This is a genomic window from Arthrobacter sp. UCD-GKA (assembly GCF_001863355.1).
GTDB lineage: Bacteria > Actinomycetota > Actinomycetes > Actinomycetales > Micrococcaceae > Paeniglutamicibacter.
This window is the reverse complement of the sequence record NZ_MOLR01000011.1, coordinates 106609-128067: the sequence shown is the minus strand read 5'-3', so window position 1 is coordinate 128067 and position 21459 is coordinate 106609. Positions and strand designations below refer to the sequence as shown.

Genomic DNA, 21459 nt, shown 5'->3' with positions numbered 1-21459 from the left:
GCCCTTGCCCCCTAGTCGATCCGTGCCATGATGTGTTTGACCACGGTGTAGTCCTCGATCGCATACGTCGAGAGGTCCTTGCCGTAGCCAGACATCTTGTACCCTCCGTGCGGCATCTCATCCGCAGTGGTCAGGTGGTCGTTGAGCCAGACAGCGCCGAATTGCAGCCGACGCGACATGCGCAAACTCCGACCGAGGTTTTCGGTCCACACGGAGGCCGAGAGGCCGTAGTCGACCCCGTTGGCCATCGCCAGGGCCTGGTCCTCGTCGGTGAAGCGTTGCACGGTGATCACCGGGCCGAAAACCTCGCTGCGCACCACCTCGGAGTCGGCACCGACATTGCCCAGGATGGTCGGATCGACAAAATATCCGCTTCCGCTGCGGGCTGATCCGCCGGTGATGATTTCCGCACCGGCATCCACCGCACGGTCGATGAATCCATGCACCCGCTCGCGCTGCAGCGCCGAAATCACCGGCCCCAGATCGGTCGGTTCGCCGGTAAAGGGCCCGCCGACCCTCAGGGATTCGACAGCCGGAACCAGCGCGGCCAAGACATCGTCGTAGACCGAGTCGTGGACCAGGATGCGGCAGGCAGCGGTGCAGTCCTGTCCCGCATTCCAGAAGCTGGCCACCTTCAGCCGCTCGGCCAACCTGTCGATGTTGGCGTCCTTGAAGACGATCACCGGTGCCTTGCCACCCAGCTCCAAGTGGGTGCGCTTGACCCGGTCCGCGGCAGCGCGCAACACCCGCTGGCCGGTGCCGACACTTCCGGTGACACAGACCATGTCCACGTCCTGGTGCGTGCTCAGCGCCTCCCCGGTTCCCCCGTCGCCCGCAACCACATTGAGCACGCCGGGCGGAAGAATGTCGGCGGCGAGTTCGGCCAGGCGCAGGGTGGAAAGCGGCGTCAGCTCGCTGGGCTTGAGCACGACGGTGTTCCCGGCGGCAAGCGCCGGACCGATCTTCCAGGCGGCCATCACCAACGGGTAGTTCCACGGGGTGATCTGCCCAATGACACCGACCGGATCCCGCCGGATGAAGGAGGTGCGCCCGCGGACGTACTCCCGGGCGGCCTTGCCCTCGAGCACGCGGGCTGCGCCCCCGAAGAACCGCAGCTGGTCTGCCGCGCCGGCGACCTCGTCGAACGCGACCTGGCGTGGCTTTCCCGTGTTGCGTGCTTCGAGGTCGCCGAGTTCGCGCTGGTTCTCGATGAGCTTGTCGGCCAGCGCGTTGAGGTATTCGTCGCGCTCCAGCGGGGTGGTGTCCGTCCAAGAGTCGAAGGCGCTGCGGGCCGAACGCACCGCATCGTCGACCATGGTGCCGTCCGCGACGGGCACCTCCGCGATGACCTCGCCCGTGGATGGGTCCATGGCGGCTCGGGAGGTGGCCTTGTCATTGGCTCGGGATTGGCCATCGATAACGGCGGCTGCCGTGGTGATCGTCATGATGCTCCTTGGTGCAGATGTGGAAAAAGACTAGATACCGTATTCCGGTTACGTGTACTCGATGACGGTTCGTGCCGGCGAACCGCTGCCCAACGCGACGAATGCGTCGTTGATTTGATCCAGGCGAAGCCGTTGCCCGATCAGGAGGTCAAGATCGAGGGAACCGTTGCGGTGCAGGTCCAGGATTCTGTTGAAGTCGATGCTTGGCCGGGAGGAACCGTAGTTGCTTCCGGTCAGTGTCAGTTCCCGGCCCGACATGGCCATCGGGTCAATGGAAATCTTGACCCCGGTGGGCACCTGCCCCACGACCACGGCGGTGCCGCCAGGTGCCAGCGAGGCGTAGGCCTGTTCAATGGTCAGTGCCCGGCCGATTGCCTCGTAGGAGAAATCGACGCCACCGCCACTGATTTCCTTGACGGCTTCGACGACGTCGGTCCGCGTGGCGTTGATGGTGTGGGTTGCTCCGGCACGACGTGCCAGTTCCAGTTTGTCGTCGGCGATATCCACCGCGATGATCATCTCCGGGCTCTGGAGTGCCGCACCCATGATGGTGGACAGCCCCACGCCCCCGGCGCCCATGACGGCAACCGAGGAACCGGGAGTGACCGGAACGGTGTTCACTGCCGCACCGACGCCGGTGGTTACCGCGCAGCCCACGAGGGCCGCAATCGCTGGGGGAACGTCGGTGCCGATGCGAATGGCGCCGCTTTCGGGGACCACCGCGTACTCAGCGAAGGATCCCACCGAAAGGTAGCTGTACACGGGCTCCTCCCCGCGGCTCAGTCTGGTGGTGCCATCCGGCAGGACATTGCGGTAGGCATTTTGTACGGCGTTGGTGCACAGTTGCGGGCGGCCGGCAACGCAGTATCGGCAGCGTCGGCACGACGGCGTCCACGACAGGGCCACATGGTCGCCCGGCTTCAGACCGGTAACCCCGGGTCCCGTCTCCACGACGATACCTGCTCCCTCGTGGCCCAGCACGAGGGGGGTTTGGGCACCCCATTCGCCGAGCACCACGTGGTAGTCGCTGTGGCAGACACCACTGGCGGTCAACTTCACCAGCACCTCCCCCGCCTTCGGGTCCGCGAGGGTGAGTTCCTCGATCTTAAGCGGGATGTCAGCTCCGTGGAATACGGCGGCCTGGATCTGCATGCTCATGCCTCCGTTCCGTGGGCTGCCGCTCCGGCGTGCCCGCCCAGGAATCCGCTGGTCCGCCCGTCCTTGAGTCCCATGACCTCGGAGTAGCGGGAGTACGGGTACCACCAATACTTCTGCTCGAGCTGGTAATCGAAACTCACATGGCTGGTTTCAAGGTAGGCTTCCAATCCCTCCTCGCCAAGTTCGCGGCCGAGGCCGCTGCGGCGCATCCCGCCAAATGGCCCGGCATCGTTGTCGACGAGCGGGTTGTTGATCCATACCTGGCCGAATGCCAGTTCCTTGGTTGCCCGCCAGGCCCGTTCCATGTTGGTGGTCAGGACGTTGGCTCCCAGGCCCATGTCGCTGTCGTTGGCCTTGGTGATGGCATCGTCGAAGGATTCGACTGGAATCAAGGGCATGATCGGGCCAAAGATTTCCCCGAGCTCGGTCACCTGCTCGTGGCTCAGTCCGATAAGCACGGTCGGCCGGTAGAAGATGCCGGGTCCTTCCGGCGCCCGGCCTCCGGCCAACACGGTTGCCCCCAGTGCACGGGCCTTCTCGATGTAGCTCTCGGTCTTGGTCAGCTGTGCTGGACTCCCCAGGGCACCGATGTCGGTGTTCGGGTCCATCGGATCCCCGACGATGAGTTCATCCGCGCGCTTGGCAAGCTTGGCGGAGAATTCCTCAAAGACGTTGCGCATCACGTAAATGCGCTCCGAGGAGGTACAAACCTGTCCGGCATTGGTGAACCCGGACCAGAGGGTGGCCTCCACTGCGTCGTCGATGTCCACATCATCACAGACAATGAGTGGGTCGTGCCCGGACAGTTCCAACGACAGACGCTTGATTTGACGGGCGGTCGAGCGAATGATGGCCTCGCCGGCAGCCGCAGAGCCAGTGAAGGCGACCATGTCCGTCTTGGGGTGCTCGACGAGATGAACACCGGTCGCGGTGCCGCCGGTGACGACCTGGACCACCCCGGGAGGGGTGTCCAGCATTTCCACCAGTCGCAAGACGGTTAGCGGAGCCTCGGCCGGCGGCTTGATGATGACCGCGTTGCCGGCTGCCAGTGCCGGCGCCAGCTTCCAGGACAACAGGAGCGCCGGGTAGTTCCACGGGGCGATGGCTGCGACGACACCGATGGGCCGCTTGATTACCAGGTTGGTCAGGGTCGCTTCCTGCGAGGGAACGATTCGCCCCCCGACGTTGCGTCCCATTTCGGCATAGTACTCGGTCGCTTCGGCGACCCAGCGGATCTCATCCATGTTCTCGGCCAGCGAGGAGCCACCTTCGCGGGTGAGCAGCTCGGCCAGTTCACGTTGGTTGGCGCGAACCTTGGCGGCGAACTCGAGCATGACCGAGGCACGGGCCAGGGCAGAGGTCTGGCCCCAGCCGCGCTGTGCCTTGACCGCTGCGACCACTGCACGTTCGACGTCCTCGTCGGTGGCCTCGGGCACGGTGTCGATGACATCGCCCGTGGCGGGGTTGATGACGTCGATTGTCTTGGAGTTCGATGAATCTGTGTTCACTCCGTCGATGATCATTTGCATCGGTTTCTCCGTATCTTGAGGGTCCGTGGCCGGAACATTCTCCGGCGCAACTCGTGGTGTCTTGGATCGACTCTAGAAATATGTGACCCGAGTCTCCATGGGCCTTTGTTCGCACCTAACCACTGGGACCAATCCCACATCAACAACGCGTTCGAGACTCTCATATCGCAGCAACCCGGCCTGTCGCAAGACAAAGCCAAGTAAGACGGGCATTAGAGGCCGATCCGTTCCCATCATTGAACCTTCAGAACGACTCAATGTTTGCCTAATGTTTGAATAGGGTTTTATAGGCCACTGGACCAACCCGCTCGTGCCAGCGCATTTCCCATTCCCGATGTTTGGGGAAAATTCACGTCGAGGCCGGCATAAACAATGCCCGGGTTCGACGTGACCAACCTTGGTCCAGTCGAACCCGGGCAAGACCTCCCCAGATAACTTGATTCGGAAGCGCTTCGCCAAACGTTCGCTAGTACCGAGAACGGGAGCGGTTGCTCATTCGTGCAACCCCGCGAGACGCGATCCGAAGCGTGCAATGAGCGAGGTTTCTGAGGACTGTCGCCCCTCCTCCCAGGCGTCGGCAAGCCCGAAGAGCCGGTACATTGCATGCACACCAACCCAACGGAGGGGTTCTGGTTCCCACAAACCAGAGTTGTGCTCGTTCCAGGGCAGGCGCGTGAGGGCAGAGTCGAGACCGGCAGCGCGATCGAGCAGCGTGCGGGCGGCAAGGTTGGTGGAGGTCACCCCGTGCCCTGCAAAACCGCGGGCAACGCCGATCCGGCTTGACTCGTCGAAGCTAATTCCGGCGCACCAGTCCCTCGTGACTCCGATGGAACCGCGCCAGGCATGCGCGACCGCAAAGTCATGGCCGGGGAAGAACTGTTCCAAACGCGCGAGCAGATTGCCGACCGTCCGCTTGTCAACCGCGCCGAGCCCGGGTGTGCCGGAGTTGAACGAATAGGGATTGCCGCGACCACCGATGGCAATGCGATTGTCGGCGGTTCTTTGTGCGTAAATGAAGGTATGCGCGGCATCGCTCAGGCATTCGAGCCCCGCCCAACCGATCTGTTCCCAAAAGGAGTCGGCCAGTGGCTCGGTCACGATCATGGATGAATTCACCGGAATGATCTCGCGCTTATTGAGCAGCCTGCCCGAATCCGCTTCGACGCAGCTCAGGATCGTCGTGGCCCGAACTTCACCACGACTGGTCTCCACCCGCCGCGCGTGAAGGACTGTTGCTTCGGTGTTCTCGAAGATGCGCACGCCCAGCTTCTCGACGACAGAAGCGAGGCCACGAGTCAGCTTTGCCGGTTCGATGCGTGCCGTCTGCGGGTAGTATAGACCGCCTTTTGCCCCGGAAATGTTGATTCTGGCCTTCACCTCTGCCTCGGTGAGCAGTTGGACCTCTGTCGGTTGGTATCCATATTTCAGGTGGCTTTGCCGTGTCCCCTGCAACCGGGTCAATGCCGCCTGGGTCGTAGCTACGGCCAGGTTGCCACCCTGGTGTTGGTCGGCTTCGATACCTTCGTGTTCGAGGACGCTCAACGTTTCGGTGATGGATTCAATCACCTCACGCTGGAACTCGGACACCGCCTGGCCACCAGCGGTGCGCGCATAGACCGCACGGTTCCCCGGAATCAGGGTGGAGAGCCACCCGCCATTTCGCCCGGAGGCCCCGTATCCGATCTCCTTGGCTTCAATCACCGCAATACGCAGTGAGGGATCGCGTTTGATGGCATAGTAGGCGGCCCACAGCCCCGTCATGCCACCGCCAACAATGGCCAGATCGAAGCTTTCGAGGGCGGGGTCCTCCTCGCGCGAGCGGTGCGCGACGTGCGTCGCCCCCGCCTTCATCCAGTGCGATACTTCCCCATTGATGTAAGCGGTCATCGGGCGATTCCGTTCGTAGCTGTTTCGTGGCGGTTCGGAAGAACTCCCCGAACCGTGTTCTTCCCACGACGTTAGAATGGAAGGATCGAAGATGCCATGGGGCTTAAACCGGGTCAGAGGCGTGGGACCCCTCCCAAAATACGGTTGGGTTGTGGCCGACTGCCAACCGCATGGCCTGTGTTCGGTTACTGACGCCGAGCTTGCGGTAAATAGCAGTGAGATGGTTTTGGAGCGTTTTCGTAGAGATCTGTAGAGCAGTCGCGAGTTCGCGGTTGGGTTGCCCCAAGGACAGCGCTCCCAGAATCTCGAATTCACGCACTGTTAAGGTACGCAGCCGACTATCCGATGTTGAGAAAGGCAAGACGGCCCGCACACTGCAAGTCCAGCCTGGATCGGTGGTGCGCTCCACGAAACCGCCAAGCCCGCGCACGGCCAGCCGGGCGTCGGTCGTCACCATTGAAAGCCTATCGAGAGCAGGCAAGGCTTCCCTGTCATCATGAATTCCAATGGTGAGGTTGCTACCTCGCTGGTCAAACACAACTTGCACCGCGGAATAAGCAGCAGCGGCCGCGGGCGCGAGCAGCGCGTGGATCACCTGATAGAGCCTGGTGGTCAATTCCAGCGGCAGTCGGGCGGGCCAGTTGTCAACGATGATTGCGATTTCCTTGGCGGTGGCTTCGGACAGCCTCGGCACCAACTGGTGGCGAACCGCAGGAAGCACATCCACGCCCGGTGACCCAGCGGCAGCGGTCCGTTCCGCCAAGCCGTCAAGTTGCGCCGCAATTTCGTCATGGCTCGAGAGATTAACCGGAGAACCCGTTGTCGCGGAATCCTTCAAGCGCTCAGCCGCGGCTTGGGCCCTGAAGGACGAGGCTTCCGTGCGCAGGGCGTCAACCAACTCAAGTCGTTCTGCATTTGAAGTTTCCGCGGCTTGGGCCGTCCAGTCATGGATAACGCGGTAGCGTTCCTCCCGCAGCTTTTGCAGGTCTCGCTTGAGCGAAACAGACTCCAAGACGGCCGAAGCTGTGGCGCCTATGATTTCCAGTGGCCGAAGCATTTCAGAATCAAAGTGCCTGACTTCCGAGGCAAATACCTCGAGAATCCCAAGCCTTCGCTGGCCGCGGATCAACGGGATACAGGCGTAGCCGCGCAGCCCCTCCTTTCGCACGATTTCTCGGGCAACGTCCGGGTGGGACTGAAGATCTGCGATGGCAAGCGGCTCCCGCAGTCCGTAGGATTGGCCGGCCAGCCCCTCATGTAGAGACCAAGTTTCAATGCCCCTTTTGTAGTCCTCGGACAGGCCTCGGCTGGCCGCCAATACGTACCGTTGCTGTGCCAAATCGGCAACGGACAAAGCTCCGCTCCCGACCTCGGCGATTTCCAGGGCGCAGTCCAGTGCCGTTTGCAATGCCAATGCCGAGTCGTCGGAGTGATTAATAACTAGCCCTAATCGCTGCAGACTGCGCTCAAGGGTCATTGAAGCCCGCTCCCTCTTCGAAGGATGCGTTCGTGGTTCGATCGTGGTGTCCCCGGTTGCCGACGTTCCATCGCTCGTGTGGAGCGTTCGTGCGGGGTGAGCTTCTGTCCTCGGCTCGGGCGCGGTCGACTGCAGTCGGAGTCGTTGCCCCACTGCTTCTTTTGCCAGCAATTCACCTGCCCGCTCAATTTCAACTGACGAATAAAGCCGGTAACCTGCATCTGATCTCCGCGGTGTCAGCAGCCCCTTGGACTCCCATGCCCGTAGTTTCCATTCAGTTGCACCGGTGCGCGCCGCTGCCGTACCGATGCTTACAACCCAATCGTCCACGCGAATCTCCTCAAGTCTCACTAAGGTTTATACAGCCTTATCACAAGGATGAATAGGCATTTTTCTAAACATGGAGCGAAGCCGTCATGTTTGGGTACAGAGGCCCTGCCAGTCGAGGGCGACGACTAGAAAAGGCTGTCCCCCCGTTCGGACGCGATCACGGTGAGCACGTCCTGCGGTTCCGGAACCTTGGCGGCACGTTGCAACGGCTCGCGCAGGACGGCGTCGCGCATGGGTGGGATGCGGTAAGAAGTTGTTCACCCGCCGAGGTCAGTTCGGTGTAGATTCCGCGGCGACCATCCGTGCACTGGATTCGGGTGAATAGGCCTCTGTCGTGGCGTGGGCCGGCACGTGGTTGCCCTGTTTGACTGCGCCACGACGCGCGGGCCAGTTGTTGCTTGTGCGGTGCTTATGGCAGCTCTATTGTTGACCGGCTGAAGGCCGGCGTCACAGCTGTCCAGGCCGCACCCTGCAAAATAATTGTAGGCGCAGCGTTTGATCACTGATGTGCAGGACGGCCAAAAGTTGCGCCCTGTCGGGCTTCATGGTCATGACGAAGAAGCTCGTGCGAGACTCCGGGGACGCCAACGAGACTGGAGAGTTTATCATCGTCACCTACACCGTATTGAGGTGGACTACTGCTAGTGGGCCGAATTTTCCGGCAGGCTGTATTACACCTCGATTTCAGGCACCCTTACCAGGCCTCGGAGCTGCCCCATAGGCCGACACCCGAGCACCAAAAATCTAAATATTGAAAAGGCTGAATATTCGAGGATTTAGACGGCCACCTGATTCTTATATACCCCGCCCGCCTTAATGCCCGGTGAAGGTGGCACAAACGCTACACTTGGGTCATGTCGCCGCACCTGGTCGGGTACGCCCGCGTTTCCACCAACCAACAGGATCTCGCCTCCCAGCAGGCAGGATTGAAATCCCTCGGCGTGCCCGAGGATTTGGTCTACGTCGACCACGGGCTCACCGGCCGGAATCGCGAACGCCCCGGACTGAACCAGGCTCTGGCCGCCTGCCGGGCCGGGGACACCCTGGTGGTCACCAAGCTCGACCGCCTCGCCCGCTCCCTGCCCGATGCCCGCGACATCGTCGAGGACCTCACCAAGCGCAACATCAAGCTCAGCCTTGGGGGAAACGTCCACGACCCCACCGACCCGGTCGGCCGACTCCTGTTCAACGTGCTGGCCATGGTCGCAGAATTCGAGTCCGACCTCATCCGCGCCCGCACCCGCGAAGGCATGCAAATCGCCAAGGCCAAGGGCAGGCTGCGCGGCAAGCAACCCAAGCTCTCCCCCGCCCAGGAAAAACACCTCGTCGCCCTCCACCACGGAGGGAAGCACACCAGCGCCGAAATCGCCGAACTCTTCGGGGTCGCCCGCAGCACGGTGTATAGGATCGTTAGTCGAACTTTGTGAAGCACTAACCCTATGATCGACGTGGAATTCTATATCTTCCATGATTTTTAAGGCAATCAATACTTTGCGTTTAATTTCTATCGAAGACGGAAGCATAGATATAAAAGCACGGTTTGCGATTGCAATCGGGTTGAGAATCCTAACCCTAAATTTGCGCAGACAGACTCGGAGTGATTTTTGTCTATGGTTGGAAAATGTCGGTGTCACATTACCGCCGAAACTATCGGCGTGTCAGCATCACGCGTTACCCGGTAAGCAGAATTGATTAGCAGGCTTCGGCCGCAATACGATCCTATAAACCTCTTGCAATAAACATGGATTAATTTGGATAGGAAGCAAGGACAATCATGCCGCGGAAGACAGACCGCATCCAGCTCTCTCTCATCTCCTGCACCAAATGCCGTAGTATGCGGGTCCTGACTCAGCCTTGCGCAGATTGTGGCGCCAAGCCCCGTCCGAATGAAGTAAATCCGGCGTTGGCTGCTCGGCGACAGGTTCGCCTCCAAATAGATGCCGCCGTTGCATCCATTGAAGAGGCGACACCAGCGCTGTTAAGTCACTCTGAGCTTCTGCAGCAGGGCCCTGCATTGGTTCTTAATCAGCTCAGCGAGGCATTGGAGGAATGGGATCACAGCATTCAACAAGTGATAGTTCCCCGGCCTAAAGCGAAGGAGATCGGCCAGCTGGCCCGGGTGATAATTCAGTTACGAGCACTTGAGAAGCAATTGAACGAGCTGTCTCCCCTGCGCCCCTACGTTTCTCAAGTAAAGCTATGGAGAGACATCGTTGCAGATCTAAACGCAATATCCGACTCAACCTTGGAAGCGCTGATCAGCCCGGACATCGCCTATATCCAAGAAACCCACAAATCCAACCAACAAAGGCTTGACCGTCTAACCGAGCGAATGGGCACAGCCACCTTGTATCAACAGGCAGCAGAGCTGCTCGAGCGAGGCGACAATTGGGAGAACGGCTTCGATAACCTGCTGGCGGCTCTCCAGCTCCGCTATCCCTCAAAAGGACTAATCGAGCTCGATAAGAGCGGTGCTCTAGCAGCAAGCGAGGTGACACCCGCGCCTATCGCCACCGGGCAGGGGATTCAATACCTGTCCCTCACCGTCCTCGCAGACGTCCACCTGGATCCGGAGAATTTCCGCCGAACCATCAAGGACACAACCCAACTGTTCGTCCAGAACGCTCACCGCCTCTCCCTTCTGATGACAAACGGTCAAGCGGTAGCGGATCTGGCTCGGGCCAAAGAGAACATCCTGGATGTCCACCTAAATCTTGAAGCCGTGCTCGGACGTCCACTAACCGATGAACAGACCCTTCGTCAGCTTATGAAGCTGTATCACACGCTGTACGAAGAAGGCGGGCTCCCGGTTTTTGCTTGGCTCCTGTTGGTGTCGGGCCAAAAAACGGCAGAGTATTCTTCCCTGCTTCTCAAAGGGGCAACAACGCTCGGTGATTCGGTCGCCAAACATGAAGATTTGTCAAAACTCTTCAGCGGAATTAACAAGGACCTTCGAACGGCTGCGAGTCACGGTCACAGCTATACGTTGACGGGGGAAGGCATTGCATTCAGGAACCTAAAGACGGCGAAAGGCGTCCTTCCTTTGGCAGACTTCGCCGACACCCTTTTTGCGTTCATCGAAAGTCTGTTGGCCATCTTGTGGGTCCTTGACAACCAATTAGATCTCGGCGGTGCAACTGGCCACAGGCAGGATGCCTTCGTCATGGGGCTTACGCCAACAAAATTGGCCCAAGTCGCTCTGGCCCCACTTGGTGTAGAGATATTGACCACGGAGATCTCCGATAACACATGGATCCTAGATGTCGGAGCGGCACCGCAATCACTAACTACTTTGGCGTCTGCCGTAGCCCTGAATGCTCTGCCAGGTGTCGAGAACATACTGGTTAGAAGGTATGTCCAGGACGCACAGCCAAGAGAAGTCCTTGTTCCTGTATCGTCAGCCAAGGGGCTGATGACTAAACATGAGCAAGGCTCGGTGGAAGACAAATATCTAAATGCTCTCCGTTTCCTCAACGAGATCCGAATCGACGGCAAATCAGCGCTAACGATAAACCACTTGAAGTTCGTCGCCGGGCGCATCGGGCTCGGGCTCGACGGAGACCGTGCAATCGGAAGAATCGCCGATCTCAGATGGCTGCTATCCCTACCGTCATCTGAGGCCGATCAAGAATTTGAACCAATAATGCGCAAGCTCATGCGAGCAATGCGCATTCCAAACGAACAACTCAACCCTAGATTGAAGACGACGTTGGAAAGTTGGGCCGAGCTACCGCCCGTCCAGTACGACTCGGTTTAGGGGGTTGAGACTGCTTGATCAACGATATGCGATTGGTCTTTCGGTACTTCAAGGAACTAATCGAGTCCGCTGAAATAGTATTTTAGGGATATCCAAGAAGTTATGTATCGTCGAACTGAAACGTTCGGAACCGTGCATGCCGGCCCTGTCGATTCGTCAGGGTCCGGGCAAAATATCCGTATCGCGCTCGAGTGCTGCAGTGATGGCGTCCGGGGACGGCAGGGTGGCCTTCTCGGCGACAGGAAGTGCTTCGTACGTGTATGACGTCACGGCAAGGGGCTGGGCGGAACCGTCCAGTGCGTAACGCACGGTGCGCTCGTTCTTGGACCCGCACGCCAGGATCCCGACGGTCGGGGCCTGCCTTGGCAGCCGGAGCATGTCATCAACCGCCGCCACGTAGAAGTTCAGCTGTCCCAGGTGCTCGGGCTTGAACTTGCCGGCCTTCAGTTCCACCACCACGTAGCAGTCCGAGGGCACGTGGTACAGCAGCAGGTCCACGAAGAAATCATCCCCGTCGACGTCGAGATGGTACTGGCGTCCCACGAAGGTGAATCCGGGTCCGAATTCGGCCAGGGTCTGGGAAAGGCGCAGCGTCATGGCCTCCTGCAGGGCGTGTTCCTGTGCTTCCTCGGTGAGCCCCAGGAAGTCCAGGACCAGGGGTCCTTGGCAACCTCCCGGGCCAGGTCGGTGCCTTCGCTGTGTGTGATCAGATAAAAGTAGGCCACTTCAGCAGCAAAAGTAGGCCATCTAAGCGGCCCAAAACAGGCCACTTCAGCAGCAAAACCAGGCCAGCACCATTGCATGGATTCTGGCAGCTGATGATCACCACCACCCAGAAGACAAGACGGCCCGCGCATGCGGAGCCCCGCACCGTTCAAGCCCGTGCAGGTCAGGAACGAAACGCGGGGGAAGGCAAAGAGACATGGGCCCGTCTTGCTTCGCGATAAATTCCATACCGGCACCGACCACATGATGTTTGCAGACAATCAACCGGGTGCCGGATAGGAAACAGAGAGAAGTGACGGTACCCATGTCCGTTCAAGAACGTATCAGGAAACTCGATTCCCAGGGAGTCTCCGGCCGGAAAATCGCCCAGCAGGTGGGTCTGTCCCGGGCCACGGTGGCCAAGTACCTGAAGATCGATGACTATTCGCCCAAGCCGCCGGCAGCCCGCAACAAGGCACGTTCGGTGCTGCTCGGCTTCGAAGAGACCATCATCGGATGGCTGGAGGAAGACAGAAACGCGCCACGCAAGCAACGGCATACCGCCCAACGGGTCTTCGACCGGCTCGTGGACGAAGAAGGCTACCAAGGCACGTATTCGCCGGTGCAGCGATTCGTGAAGAAGCACCGGCAATCCCAGCAGGGCACCGGGGACGGTTTCATGGAGCTGCTCTGGGACCCGGGAACGGTGCAGGTCGACTTCGGGCAGGCCGACGCGATCATTGCCGGGGAACGCCAGACGGTGCACGTGCTGGTGGTCTCGTTCCCGTTCTCGAACATGCGCTTCGCGCAGGCCTACCGCGGGGAAACGGCCGAATGCGTCTGCCACGGGCTGCGGACCATCTTCGAACAGGCAGGTGGGGCGCCGGGGCTGATGATCTTTGACAATGCCACCGGCATCGGACGGCGGATCCGCAGGAAGATCATCGAGACCAAGCTCTTCGGGGCCTTCAAGAACCACTACCGGTCCGAAGCCAGGTTCTGCAATCCCGATTCTGGCCACGAGAAGGGCAGCGTGGAAAACGCCGTGGGTTTCCTGCGCCGGAACATCATGGTCCCGATGCCCGTTGCGACATCGATGGAACAGCTGAACCAGCTGCTCACCGAGCGCGGCACCCGGTTCGCGGCGAAGCGGCATTGGAAGAAGCTTGCCACCAGCGAGGAATTGTTCACCGAGGACCGGGCCGCGCTGCTGGCGTTGCCCGGGGTCAGGTTTGACCCGGTGCAGTATGAGACGCGCAAGGCAAACAAGTATGGGCACGTGCAAATAGCGCAGAACACGTATGCGGCCGGTCCGCAGTTCGCCTCCCGGCAGGTCACGGTCGGCCTGCGGCATGAAACGGTCGAGCTGCTGGACGAGCAGGCGACCGTCATCCGGTCCTTCCCGCGGGTTTTCGGGCAGCATCCGGAAACAATCAGCGAACCGTCAACGGTGCTGGGGCTGTTGGCCCGCAAGCCCGGCGGCTGGGCGAACTCACCGATCCGCGCCGAATTCGCCGATCCGGTGCGGGACTGGATCGACACCGCCGAGGCCGTGGACCGGCGCCGCTTCTTCACCGCGCTGGAGGAAGCGTCCACCGCCACCGGGTTCATCACCGCGGTGGATGCCGCGGAGCTGCTGGTCGCCGACGGCGGCGACCCCTCGGGCCCGACGCTGGGCATGCTCGCGCGCCGGATCGCCCAGGGCACCGAATTCGAGGCGGGGATCGTGGACCTGGCCGTCTATGACCAGCTGTTTGCACCCGCGGCGGACGCGGGAGCCCCGCTGGGCAACGCGGTGCCGGTGGCATGAGCGCGATCGAGATCGAAGACCTGGTCGACGCCGGCCGGGCCGCGTCGTTGACCAGCAGCGTCATGGACGAGTTCGCCCGCAAGGGCACCCCGAAACAGCGCGAGTTCCTCTACGAGTTGCTCATGGCCGAGCAGGCCTCCCGCACCGAGTCGCGCAGGGCCAGGCTGCTGCGCGCCGCGAAACTGCCCGCGGTGAAGACGCTGGACGGGTATGACTTCACCGCCATCACCTTCCCCGCCGATTACGGGCGAGAGCAGCTGGTGGACCTGGATTTCCTGGACCACGCCCAGGACCTGATCCTGTTCGGGGACGTGGGCACCGGCAAGACGCACCTGGCGACCGCCCTGGCCGTGGCCGCGTGCCGGCGCGGCATTCCGGCGAAATTCTTCACCACCGCCGGGCTGGTGATGCAATTGCGGCGGGCCAAGGACGAGGGCCGGCTGGACAAGGAACTGGCCTCGATCGCCAAGAACCAGCTCCTCGTGGTCGACGAATTCGGGTATTTGCCGATCGACGACGAGGGAGCCCGGCTGTTGTTCCAGGTCATCGCCGATGGGTATGAAAAGCGCAGCCTGGTGCTGACGACGAACCTGGAGTTCAAGCGGTGGGGCATGGTCTTCGGCGACGAGAACATGGCCGCGGCGGTCATTGACCGGTTGGTGCACCACGGGCGGCTGCTGCAGTTCCGTGGCCAGTCCTACCGGGTGAAGAACGCGTTGATGAAATGAGGAACACGATGAGCGTTGAAGCAGCAGGCGGGCGATACCACCCGTTTGGAAGGACCCTGGCCGAGGACCTGGCGTTGCTCGCAGCCGGCGAGGAGACCGGTTGGTGGGACGAATCGGGGGCACCGGCCCCGTGGCCCCAGGACTTCCTGGACCCGGCCGGCGGCTGGGCGGACGCCCGGTTCGCCGGTGACCCGCCGTGGAGGGTGCCTCCCGCCGCGAACGACGGTCCTGCACCGTTCTGAGACCCCGGTAACCCGGCGCTGACCTGTGACTTAAAAATTCGCAGGTCGGTGCCGGGGAAGGCCGGAGCTGAAATGGCCTAAAACCGTGCCGAAGTGGCCTACTTTTGAACGCTTTAATGGCCTACTTAAACTTGACGAAACACACCTTCGCCCGGCAGCCGTGCCTCGAGGTTGTTCGGGGCCGCGCCGGTGCGGGTGTGCAGGGGGGGTGCGGATCTGGTGTTCCATCACGGCCACCGACCACCCATATGACGACTGTGTTGGTTGACGGACCCCAAGTAACGCTGCGTCACTTAGAACGGTCTGGTTGTAGCCTGAGATGGTCTTGCCGGAACCATAACCGGCAAACCTAGTATCGGGGGAAACATGGATTTTGGTAGTTTGCTGCGTGAAGAAGCGATGGGTGCCGTCATCGAACCGCGAGAGCTCCATGGGCAGTTGCCAAACAAAGCAGTGGGTTACGGCTACTTGCGAGATGTTCAGGCACAGGTCCTGACCGCTTGGCATGATAGGCGCAACGAACGTGACCTTGTCATGAAGGTGAATACGGGGGGCGGCAAAACCATTAACGGACTGGTTATGCTACAGAGCTACCTGAACGAGGGCCTCGGCCCGGCGCTATACGTTGCACCAGACAAGTATTTGGTAAAACAGGTACTAAAGGAAGCTCGTAAGTTAGGCATCGATACGGTAGACGATCCCGACGATTCGCGCTATCTGGCCGGCGAAGCCATTGCAGTGGTCAATGCCTACAAACTCTTTAACGGAAGGACTGTCTTTTCGGACGGAAGAACCGCGAGACCCCCGCTACCGATCGGGGTGGTTGTAATTGACGATGCGCATGCCGCTATTGCTACTACACGAAAGCAGCTCTCCCTCACAATAGATCGCGATAACGCGGCCTATCATGCCCTTCTGGACCTCTTCCGAGAAGACCTGAAGCAACAATCACCTGATGGCTTACTGGATCTGGTTGAAGACAGCAACGCTGCTCTCGTTAGAGTTCCTTTCTGGTCGTGGCGGACCAAGAAAGACCAAGCTAGGGACATTTTGAGGAGCGTGGCCTCTACTGCTGATGATCCTCTCTACTTTCAGTGGCCGGCTGTTCGCGAGGCTCTCCACTTGTGCCGGGCTGTCTTCACTAATAAGTCAGTCACCATCAATCCACCCTGCCCATTGGTCAAACACGTAAGCGCCTTCTCTCAAGCAAACCGGCGGATTTATCTAACGGCCACCCTTGCAGACGATAGCGTTTTGGTCACGGATTTTGGTGCCGATCCAAAGAGCATTGCAAACGCGATCGCCCCACTTACCGCCGGCGACATCGGCGAACGCATGATTTTAGCCCCACAAGAGATCAATCCGGGTATTTCAGAGGAACAAATACGCGACGAGATTGTGAAGCTAAGCAAGCGGCATAACACCGTTGTCCTAGTGCCGAGTGATTCCGCCATGGCACTCTGGCCGCAAGCAGACGTTTCGGCATCAGCGGATGAGATCGAAACGGTGGTAGATCAGTTAAAGGAAGGCAAGCATCTCGGGTTGGTTGTCTTTGCCAATAAATACGATGGGATAGATCTTCCGCAAGATGCCTGCAGAGTACTAGTTATTGATGGGCTGCCTGCGTCCTTTAGCGGCGAAGAACGGCTGGAATCTTTGCTAACCAGCTATGAAAACGGCGTGGATGGCCGTCAGGTGCAGCGCATCGAGCAGGGTATGGGCCGCGGGGTACGCAGCAACGAGGATCATTGTCTCATTTTTCTCATCGGCTCAAGGCTCGCCCAATTGACTGTCGATCCCAGGACTTCATCACGGTTCAGCCCGGCCACTCAGGCTCAGCTGAAACTATCGCGACAGGTAGCTCGCCAGATGGACAATCAGCCGCTTTCGAAAATCATAGAAACTGCGAATCAAGCCCTTGAGCGCGATCCGAATTGGGTAAAACTTGCGAAGCTTTCCCTCCGAGGAATCGGATCACAGGAAGGGCACATATCCGAGAGCGCATCCGCGCGCAGGGAGGCCTTCGACGCAGCCCTTCGAGGTGACATCAATACGGCCGTCCAGCGTCTCGAAGCCATTGCCAATGAAACGGCGACCTTCAAGACGAAAGGTTGGCTGCTTGAACAAGCAGCAGCATACCTAGATCAGATAGATCCGTCTCGAGCCCAATCCCTCTTGGCGGTTGCACACGCTAAGAATAATCATGTAACGCGTCCCCTATCCGGCGTGACATTTCGCAGACTGGCCTCGACAGGGATGCAGGCGGAACGAGCTGCACAAGCGTATTCCGGAAAGTTCGGCAATCCATCCGCATTGCGTCTTGGGTTCGAGGCAGTCCTCGCCGATTTGAAATTTGACCCTGAAGCGACTGAAGATTTCGAAGAGGCTCTATTCCAGTTAGGGATTCTTCTGGGACTTGGCTCCCAACGACCTGAACATGAGATGGGAGAGGGACCGGACAATTTACTCCAACTGGGGAACAACACCTACTGGATCGTTGAGGCTAAAAGTGGAGCGACCAGTACTGCTATTGGCAAACGCGACGCCGCGCAACTGGGCCAGGCAATGTTGTGGTTTAGTAGACGGTACGATCCCAGCGCCACCGCCGTGCCCGTGATGGTTCATCCGAGCCAGATGCTCTATGCGAATGCAACTGCGATCCCAGGAATGAAGATTCTCACGCCAAGAGGCCTAGGACAACTCGTCTCCGCTGTGCGCTCTTACAGCGAGGCACTAGCCTCGATCACCTGGACAAATGCAACCGACATCGAACGGCTACTCACAGGCCATAACCTAATAGCCGAAAACCTAGCGACCTATTTGGTAAGCCCTACCCAGAGGTGAGCGTTCCGGCGGAGATATCCGCTTTCGAAGCTCCGTCAGTTCGCCGCGTCGGCTTCGGGACTCCGGACGCCGCAGGGCGCTAGCTCGGCCGCCTGCTCCGGCGTAGGAGGGCACGTCCTCAGGAACCGCCGAAACATCACATACGTCCGCTCTTTCCTTGGTCTGAGGCATGTCCATTTCGCCTCATAGACCTCCGTAGGTAGGCCGGGAGCATGGCGAAAATGGAACCCTAAACAGACGGTTCCAAGTTCTTTTCCGATATCAGATTTGGGCATACCCCATGCAGGCACGTGTGGCTTGGCGCGCCATTCCTCGCGAAGCTACCCAAAACCCCAACCCCAGGGGGAAGCCCCAGCGGGCTGCTGAGGACACTCGAGGAGGCAAGGGGCGCGTTCTTGGACGGTGCCAGCTCCGGTTCCTGCCCCGTGTCCCGCAACGGGTGAGCGACGCCAACTTTGGCAAGAACGGAAAGGGGCGGGCCGGTGATGAATACGGATTCACCACCAGCCCGCCCATAGGGGGTTGTTTTATTTTTACTATGGTGGCCGTCTCAAGCTGTCCTACGGCCCGGTACTGCAGGTACTACCGGTGTTGCTGGTACTGCTGTGGTCGTCTCAAGCTGTCTGACGACCACACCCTCCGGGTACTGCTTTACTGATCTACTGCTGGTATTGCTGCGGCCGTCTCAAGCTGTCCGACGGCCAGGTACTGCTGTACTGCTGGCACTGCTTTGCTGCCGGGGTTGCTGGTCCTGCTACTGCTGCGGTCGTCTCAAGCTGTCCGACGACCACGCCCTCCGGCTACTGCTGTACTGCTGTACTGCTTTACTGCTGGCACTTCTGTACTGCCGGGGTTGCTGGTCCTGCTACTGCTGCGGTCGTCTCAAGCTGTCCGACGACCACGCCCTCCGGCTACTGCTGTACTGCTGTACTGCTTTACTGCTGGCACTTCTGTACTGCCGGGGTTGCTGGTCCTGCTGAACTGCTGCGGTCGTCTCAAGCTGTCCGACGACCACGCCCTCCGGCTACTGCTGTACTGCTGTGGTCGTCTCAAGCTGTCGAGGACCACGCCCTTTGGGTACTGCTGCTACTGCTGGTACTTCTCTACTGCGGTGGCCGTCTCAAGCTGTCCGACGGTCGGGTACTGCTGTGCGGGTTTCCCCCCAAGAGGGCAACTGCAGCTCCCTCAAGCTGGGGGGGTAATTCGTTCTTCTTCCCCGCATGCCAAGAAATATAGTAGTGCTTCGAGAGAAAATCAAATCCCCAGGTTTCCGGGGTTTTTGGAGGGGTTGGGCACCAAGCCAAGCGAGATCCCTGGCTTGCGGCATGCCCACTCGGGATGCCCTGGGGTGGCCTGGCTGTAGCGGTGTCCGGTGCCGATCGCCTGGGCGCCCTTGCCCACGAACTTTTGCCCACGGGAGACGGCCGCTTGGGCTCCCGGCCGGTTCTCCAGGAACCGGGTGGCACGATTGCCCAGATTGGATGCCCCTATGGCTACCTGCTCACCGGCGCTCCTCATCATTCGAGACAGGGGTCGGGCCTTGATCGTTGGATGCCCTGCCAGAGAGCGAGCTCGTGTCCCGATGGTTCAGTCATAACGTGAACGTAGGGACCCAGACCTGACCACAAGGAAGCCAAGTCAGGCAGGAGTCCATCCGGTGCGAGAGAAAAAACCGTGGAATAGTCATAAAAAATGATAATTATCGATCTCGATGATAGCGTTTAGAGAAACTCTGCATTCAAATCTTGGGGAAGACCTTTTATGCGTTTCATCAGCTGGACCATGGCAACACTCCTGATCACTTCGCTCTCCTTCGGCACCGTGCCAGCTACGGCTTCCCCGTCGTCCATGACTGCCGTCTCCTCGCTGGCACCTGCGGGAATCCCCGTCGCGAAGAAGACCCTACAGACGAGGATCACGGCCCAGCCACGGAGCACAACGGTCTACGTGGCAGACCGTCCGAAGTTCACCGCCAAGGCGACTGGATCATCCCTCAGGTACCAGTGGCAGTCCAAGCGCCCGGGCAGCAAATGGAAAAACGTCGCCGGAGCAGCAGCGCGCAAGGCGACCTACACAGCACCCGCGGCGAAGTCATCCCAGTCGAAGACAAAGTACCGAGTCGTGGTGACCGGGAAGCGCAGCAAGGTGACCTCATCAACCGCCACCCTGACGGTGAAGAAATGGCTCAAACCAAGAATCTCCAAGCTGTCAACGACCACGATCGGACGCTTGGAAAAGAGCACCATCACGTTGACGGGAACCAACCTTCACCGGATTAAGGTCGGGGACTTCGCGGGCGCATACTCGGCAAAAATCGTTTCCTCCAGTAGTACCAGCGCGAAGCTCGTGATTAACGGTGGCGGATCCGGATTCCTCTCCCTGCGCATTGAAAACCCCGCAGGCTCCCAAATGCTGCAGTTCAGGCAACATTGGCGCATGGCCCCGTCCGTCCGGAACCATGAAAGGGAAAAGGCAAACCGGCTGGATGCCACTTTCAAACCTTGGCCAGCGGCAGTAAACGCGACTGCCACCAAGCAACTCAAGATCATTCGCTCCACCGTATGGGAAAGCGAGATGGACGATGCAATGCGTCTCCTGGGACTCTCAGGGAAATATGCGTCGGCTCACCGGCTCTGGAAAGAAAAAGACCAACTCGCCAAGGACCTCATCGCCAACCAACACCGCTGGTGGAATGGCGCCCAGTGGAAAGACGCCTACGACCAGGCAACAAGCGCCCGCGACTACTACGCGGACGAAATGGCCTTCCAACTGAGACTAATCAGGATCTACACCTAACGGTTCAACGATGCTCCCGGCTTCTTGGAAAACCCTGGGGACCGAAGACGACGGCATGGATACAATTCTTTCCCGGTACTTTGGTACGCCAACGAACACATCTCCTCGCGGCTCCCCGAAGGATCCGGGAATCCTGTCAGGGACACTTGGTGCACGGCGGCACCGGGGTCAGTCCCTGCCCAGGCTGAGGTACCTGTAGACCGTGGCGCGGCTGGCACCCAGGATCTTGCCGATGTCGGCGGGCTTGATCCCCTGGGCCTTCAGCTCCCGGGCACGCTTGACCTTCCCGTGCTCCGCTGTGATTTCCCGCCGGCCCGCCGGCCGGCCATTGGCGGCGGCAGCCGCCATCCCGGCGCGGGTGCGTTCGGCCAGCTGGTCGCGCTCGAGCTGGGCAAAGGCCGACATCACCGTCAGCATGGCCGTGCCCATGGGACCGGTGGTGGAGATGCCCTCGGTGAGCGACCGGAAATGGATGTCGCGGGATTCCAGGTCGTCGATGAGTGCCAGGAGGTTGCGGGTGTTGCGTCCCAGCCTGTCCAGCTTCCACACCACCACCTCGTCCTGGCCTGGGCGCAAGTGGTCGAGCATCTTGTCCAGCTCGGGGCGGCTGGCCCGGGTGCCGCTGACTCCGTGGTCGGTGAAGACCCGCTCGCACCCGGCTTGCTTTAGGGCGTCCAGTTGCAGCTGGGCGTTCTGGTCCACCGTGCTGACGCGTGCATATCCGATACTGGCCACTTCCGGCTCCCAGGTC

General features: G+C 60.0%; 14 protein-coding genes and 1 pseudogene. 7 read left to right on the top strand and 8 right to left on the bottom strand.

The features are described from left to right. Positions 1-11: 11 nt before the first annotated feature. The 6 genes and pseudogenes from BLJ79_RS18140 to BLJ79_RS23975 all read right to left on the bottom strand — a co-directional run. The gene (locus BLJ79_RS18140) at positions 12-1445 is read right to left on the bottom strand and encodes an aminobutyraldehyde dehydrogenase (protein WP_083411444.1); all 1434 of its coding nucleotides are present in this window, start codon (positions 1443-1445) and stop codon (positions 12-14) included. Between the two features lie 48 nt (positions 1446-1493). Beyond that, complete coding sequence (locus BLJ79_RS18135; RefSeq protein ID WP_175475532.1) at positions 1494-2603, bottom strand: alcohol dehydrogenase catalytic domain-containing protein; 1110 nt, start codon at positions 2601-2603, stop codon at positions 1494-1496. After that, the gene (locus BLJ79_RS18130) at positions 2600-4111 is read right to left on the bottom strand and encodes an aldehyde dehydrogenase family protein (protein WP_175475531.1); all 1512 of its coding nucleotides are present in this window, start codon (positions 4109-4111) and stop codon (positions 2600-2602) included. The genes BLJ79_RS18135 and BLJ79_RS18130 overlap by 4 nt, the downstream gene beginning before the upstream one ends. A gap of 513 nt (positions 4112-4624) precedes the next feature. Further along, on the bottom strand, positions 4625-6019 hold the full coding sequence (locus BLJ79_RS18125; protein WP_071216178.1) for an NAD(P)/FAD-dependent oxidoreductase: 1395 nt from the start codon (positions 6017-6019) through the stop codon (positions 4625-4627). Positions 6020-6122: 103 nt separating this feature from the next. Further along, positions 6123-7496: a LuxR C-terminal-related transcriptional regulator gene (locus BLJ79_RS18120; protein WP_071216177.1), complete on the bottom strand. Its 1374-nt coding sequence runs from the start codon at positions 7494-7496 to the stop codon at positions 6123-6125. Positions 7497-7688: 192 nt separating this feature from the next. Then, positions 7689-7826 (bottom strand): annotated as a pseudogene (locus BLJ79_RS23975) (MerR family transcriptional regulator); the annotation flags it as partial. A gap of 854 nt (positions 7827-8680) precedes the next feature. Here BLJ79_RS23975 and BLJ79_RS18115 point away from each other — a divergent pair. Next, on the top strand, positions 8681-9253 hold the full coding sequence (locus BLJ79_RS18115; protein WP_071216176.1) for a recombinase family protein: 573 nt from the start codon (positions 8681-8683) through the stop codon (positions 9251-9253). A gap of 347 nt (positions 9254-9600) precedes the next feature. Beyond that, entirely contained in the window at positions 9601-11583 is a 1983-nt protein-coding gene (locus BLJ79_RS18110) for a hypothetical protein (RefSeq protein ID WP_139194958.1), read from the top strand. 156 nt (positions 11584-11739) lie between these two features. Here the strand turns inward: BLJ79_RS18110 and BLJ79_RS18105 are convergent, their stop codons facing one another. Further along, a complete protein-coding gene (locus tag BLJ79_RS18105; protein ID WP_286135484.1) occupies positions 11740-12192 on the bottom strand; it encodes a PDDEXK nuclease domain-containing protein in 453 nt (150 codons plus the stop codon). Positions 12193-12613: 421 nt separating this feature from the next. Between BLJ79_RS18105 and istA the strand changes: the two genes are divergently transcribed. The 5 genes from istA (at position 12614) to BLJ79_RS23050 (ending at position 20708) form a co-directional block, all read left to right on the top strand. Further along, positions 12614-14098 carry an IS21 family transposase gene (gene istA / locus BLJ79_RS18100; protein ID WP_071216174.1) on the top strand — a complete coding sequence of 495 codons (1485 nt, stop codon included), beginning with the start codon at positions 12614-12616 and terminating at the stop codon, positions 14096-14098. Continuing rightward, on the top strand, positions 14095-14826 hold the full coding sequence (gene istB, locus BLJ79_RS18095; protein ID WP_083411442.1) for an IS21-like element helper ATPase IstB: 732 nt from the start codon (positions 14095-14097) through the stop codon (positions 14824-14826). The genes istA and istB overlap by 4 nt, the downstream gene beginning before the upstream one ends. An 8-nt stretch (positions 14827-14834) precedes the next feature. Beyond that, complete coding sequence (locus tag BLJ79_RS18090; RefSeq protein ID WP_071216173.1) at positions 14835-15068, top strand: hypothetical protein; 234 nt, start codon at positions 14835-14837, stop codon at positions 15066-15068. Positions 15069-15434: 366 nt separating this feature from the next. Continuing rightward, positions 15435-17912, top strand: a complete 2478-nt coding sequence (locus BLJ79_RS18085) for a helicase C-terminal domain-containing protein (RefSeq protein WP_071216172.1) — start codon at positions 15435-15437, stop codon at positions 17910-17912. A 1761-nt stretch (positions 17913-19673) separates the two neighbouring features. Continuing rightward, a complete protein-coding gene (locus tag BLJ79_RS23050) occupies positions 19674-20708 on the top strand; it encodes a DUF8696 domain-containing protein (protein ID WP_139194957.1) in 1035 nt (344 codons plus the stop codon). A 168-nt stretch (positions 20709-20876) separates the two neighbouring features. On the opposite strand, the gene BLJ79_RS18060 is transcribed toward BLJ79_RS23050, so the two are convergent. Next, positions 20877-21443: a recombinase family protein gene (locus tag BLJ79_RS18060; RefSeq protein ID WP_071216167.1), complete on the bottom strand. Its 567-nt coding sequence runs from the start codon at positions 21441-21443 to the stop codon at positions 20877-20879. Positions 21444-21459: the final 16 nt, after the last annotated feature.

Coding starts and splice junctions, on each gene's coding strand:
- BLJ79_RS18140 (WP_083411444.1), bottom strand. CDS start 1,445: ATGACGATCACCACGGCAGCCGCCGTTATCGATGGCCAATCCCGAGCC.
- BLJ79_RS18135 (WP_175475532.1), bottom strand. CDS start 2,603: ATGAGCATGCAGATCCAGGCCGCCGTATTCCACGGAGCTGACATCCCG.
- BLJ79_RS18125 (WP_071216178.1), bottom strand. CDS start 6,019: ATGACCGCTTACATCAATGGGGAAGTATCGCACTGGATGAAGGCGGGG.
- BLJ79_RS18120 (WP_071216177.1), bottom strand. CDS start 7,496: ATGACCCTTGAGCGCAGTCTGCAGCGATTAGGGCTAGTTATTAATCAC.
- BLJ79_RS18115 (WP_071216176.1), top strand. CDS start 8,681: ATGTCGCCGCACCTGGTCGGGTACGCCCGCGTTTCCACCAACCAACAG.
- BLJ79_RS18110 (WP_139194958.1), top strand. CDS start 9,601: ATGCCGCGGAAGACAGACCGCATCCAGCTCTCTCTCATCTCCTGCACC.
- istA (WP_071216174.1), top strand. CDS start 12,614: ATGTCCGTTCAAGAACGTATCAGGAAACTCGATTCCCAGGGAGTCTCC.
- istB (WP_083411442.1), top strand. CDS start 14,095: ATGAGCGCGATCGAGATCGAAGACCTGGTCGACGCCGGCCGGGCCGCG.
- BLJ79_RS18090 (WP_071216173.1), top strand. CDS start 14,835: ATGAGCGTTGAAGCAGCAGGCGGGCGATACCACCCGTTTGGAAGGACC.
- BLJ79_RS18085 (WP_071216172.1), top strand. CDS start 15,435: ATGGATTTTGGTAGTTTGCTGCGTGAAGAAGCGATGGGTGCCGTCATC.
- BLJ79_RS23050 (WP_139194957.1), top strand. CDS start 19,674: ATGCGTTTCATCAGCTGGACCATGGCAACACTCCTGATCACTTCGCTC.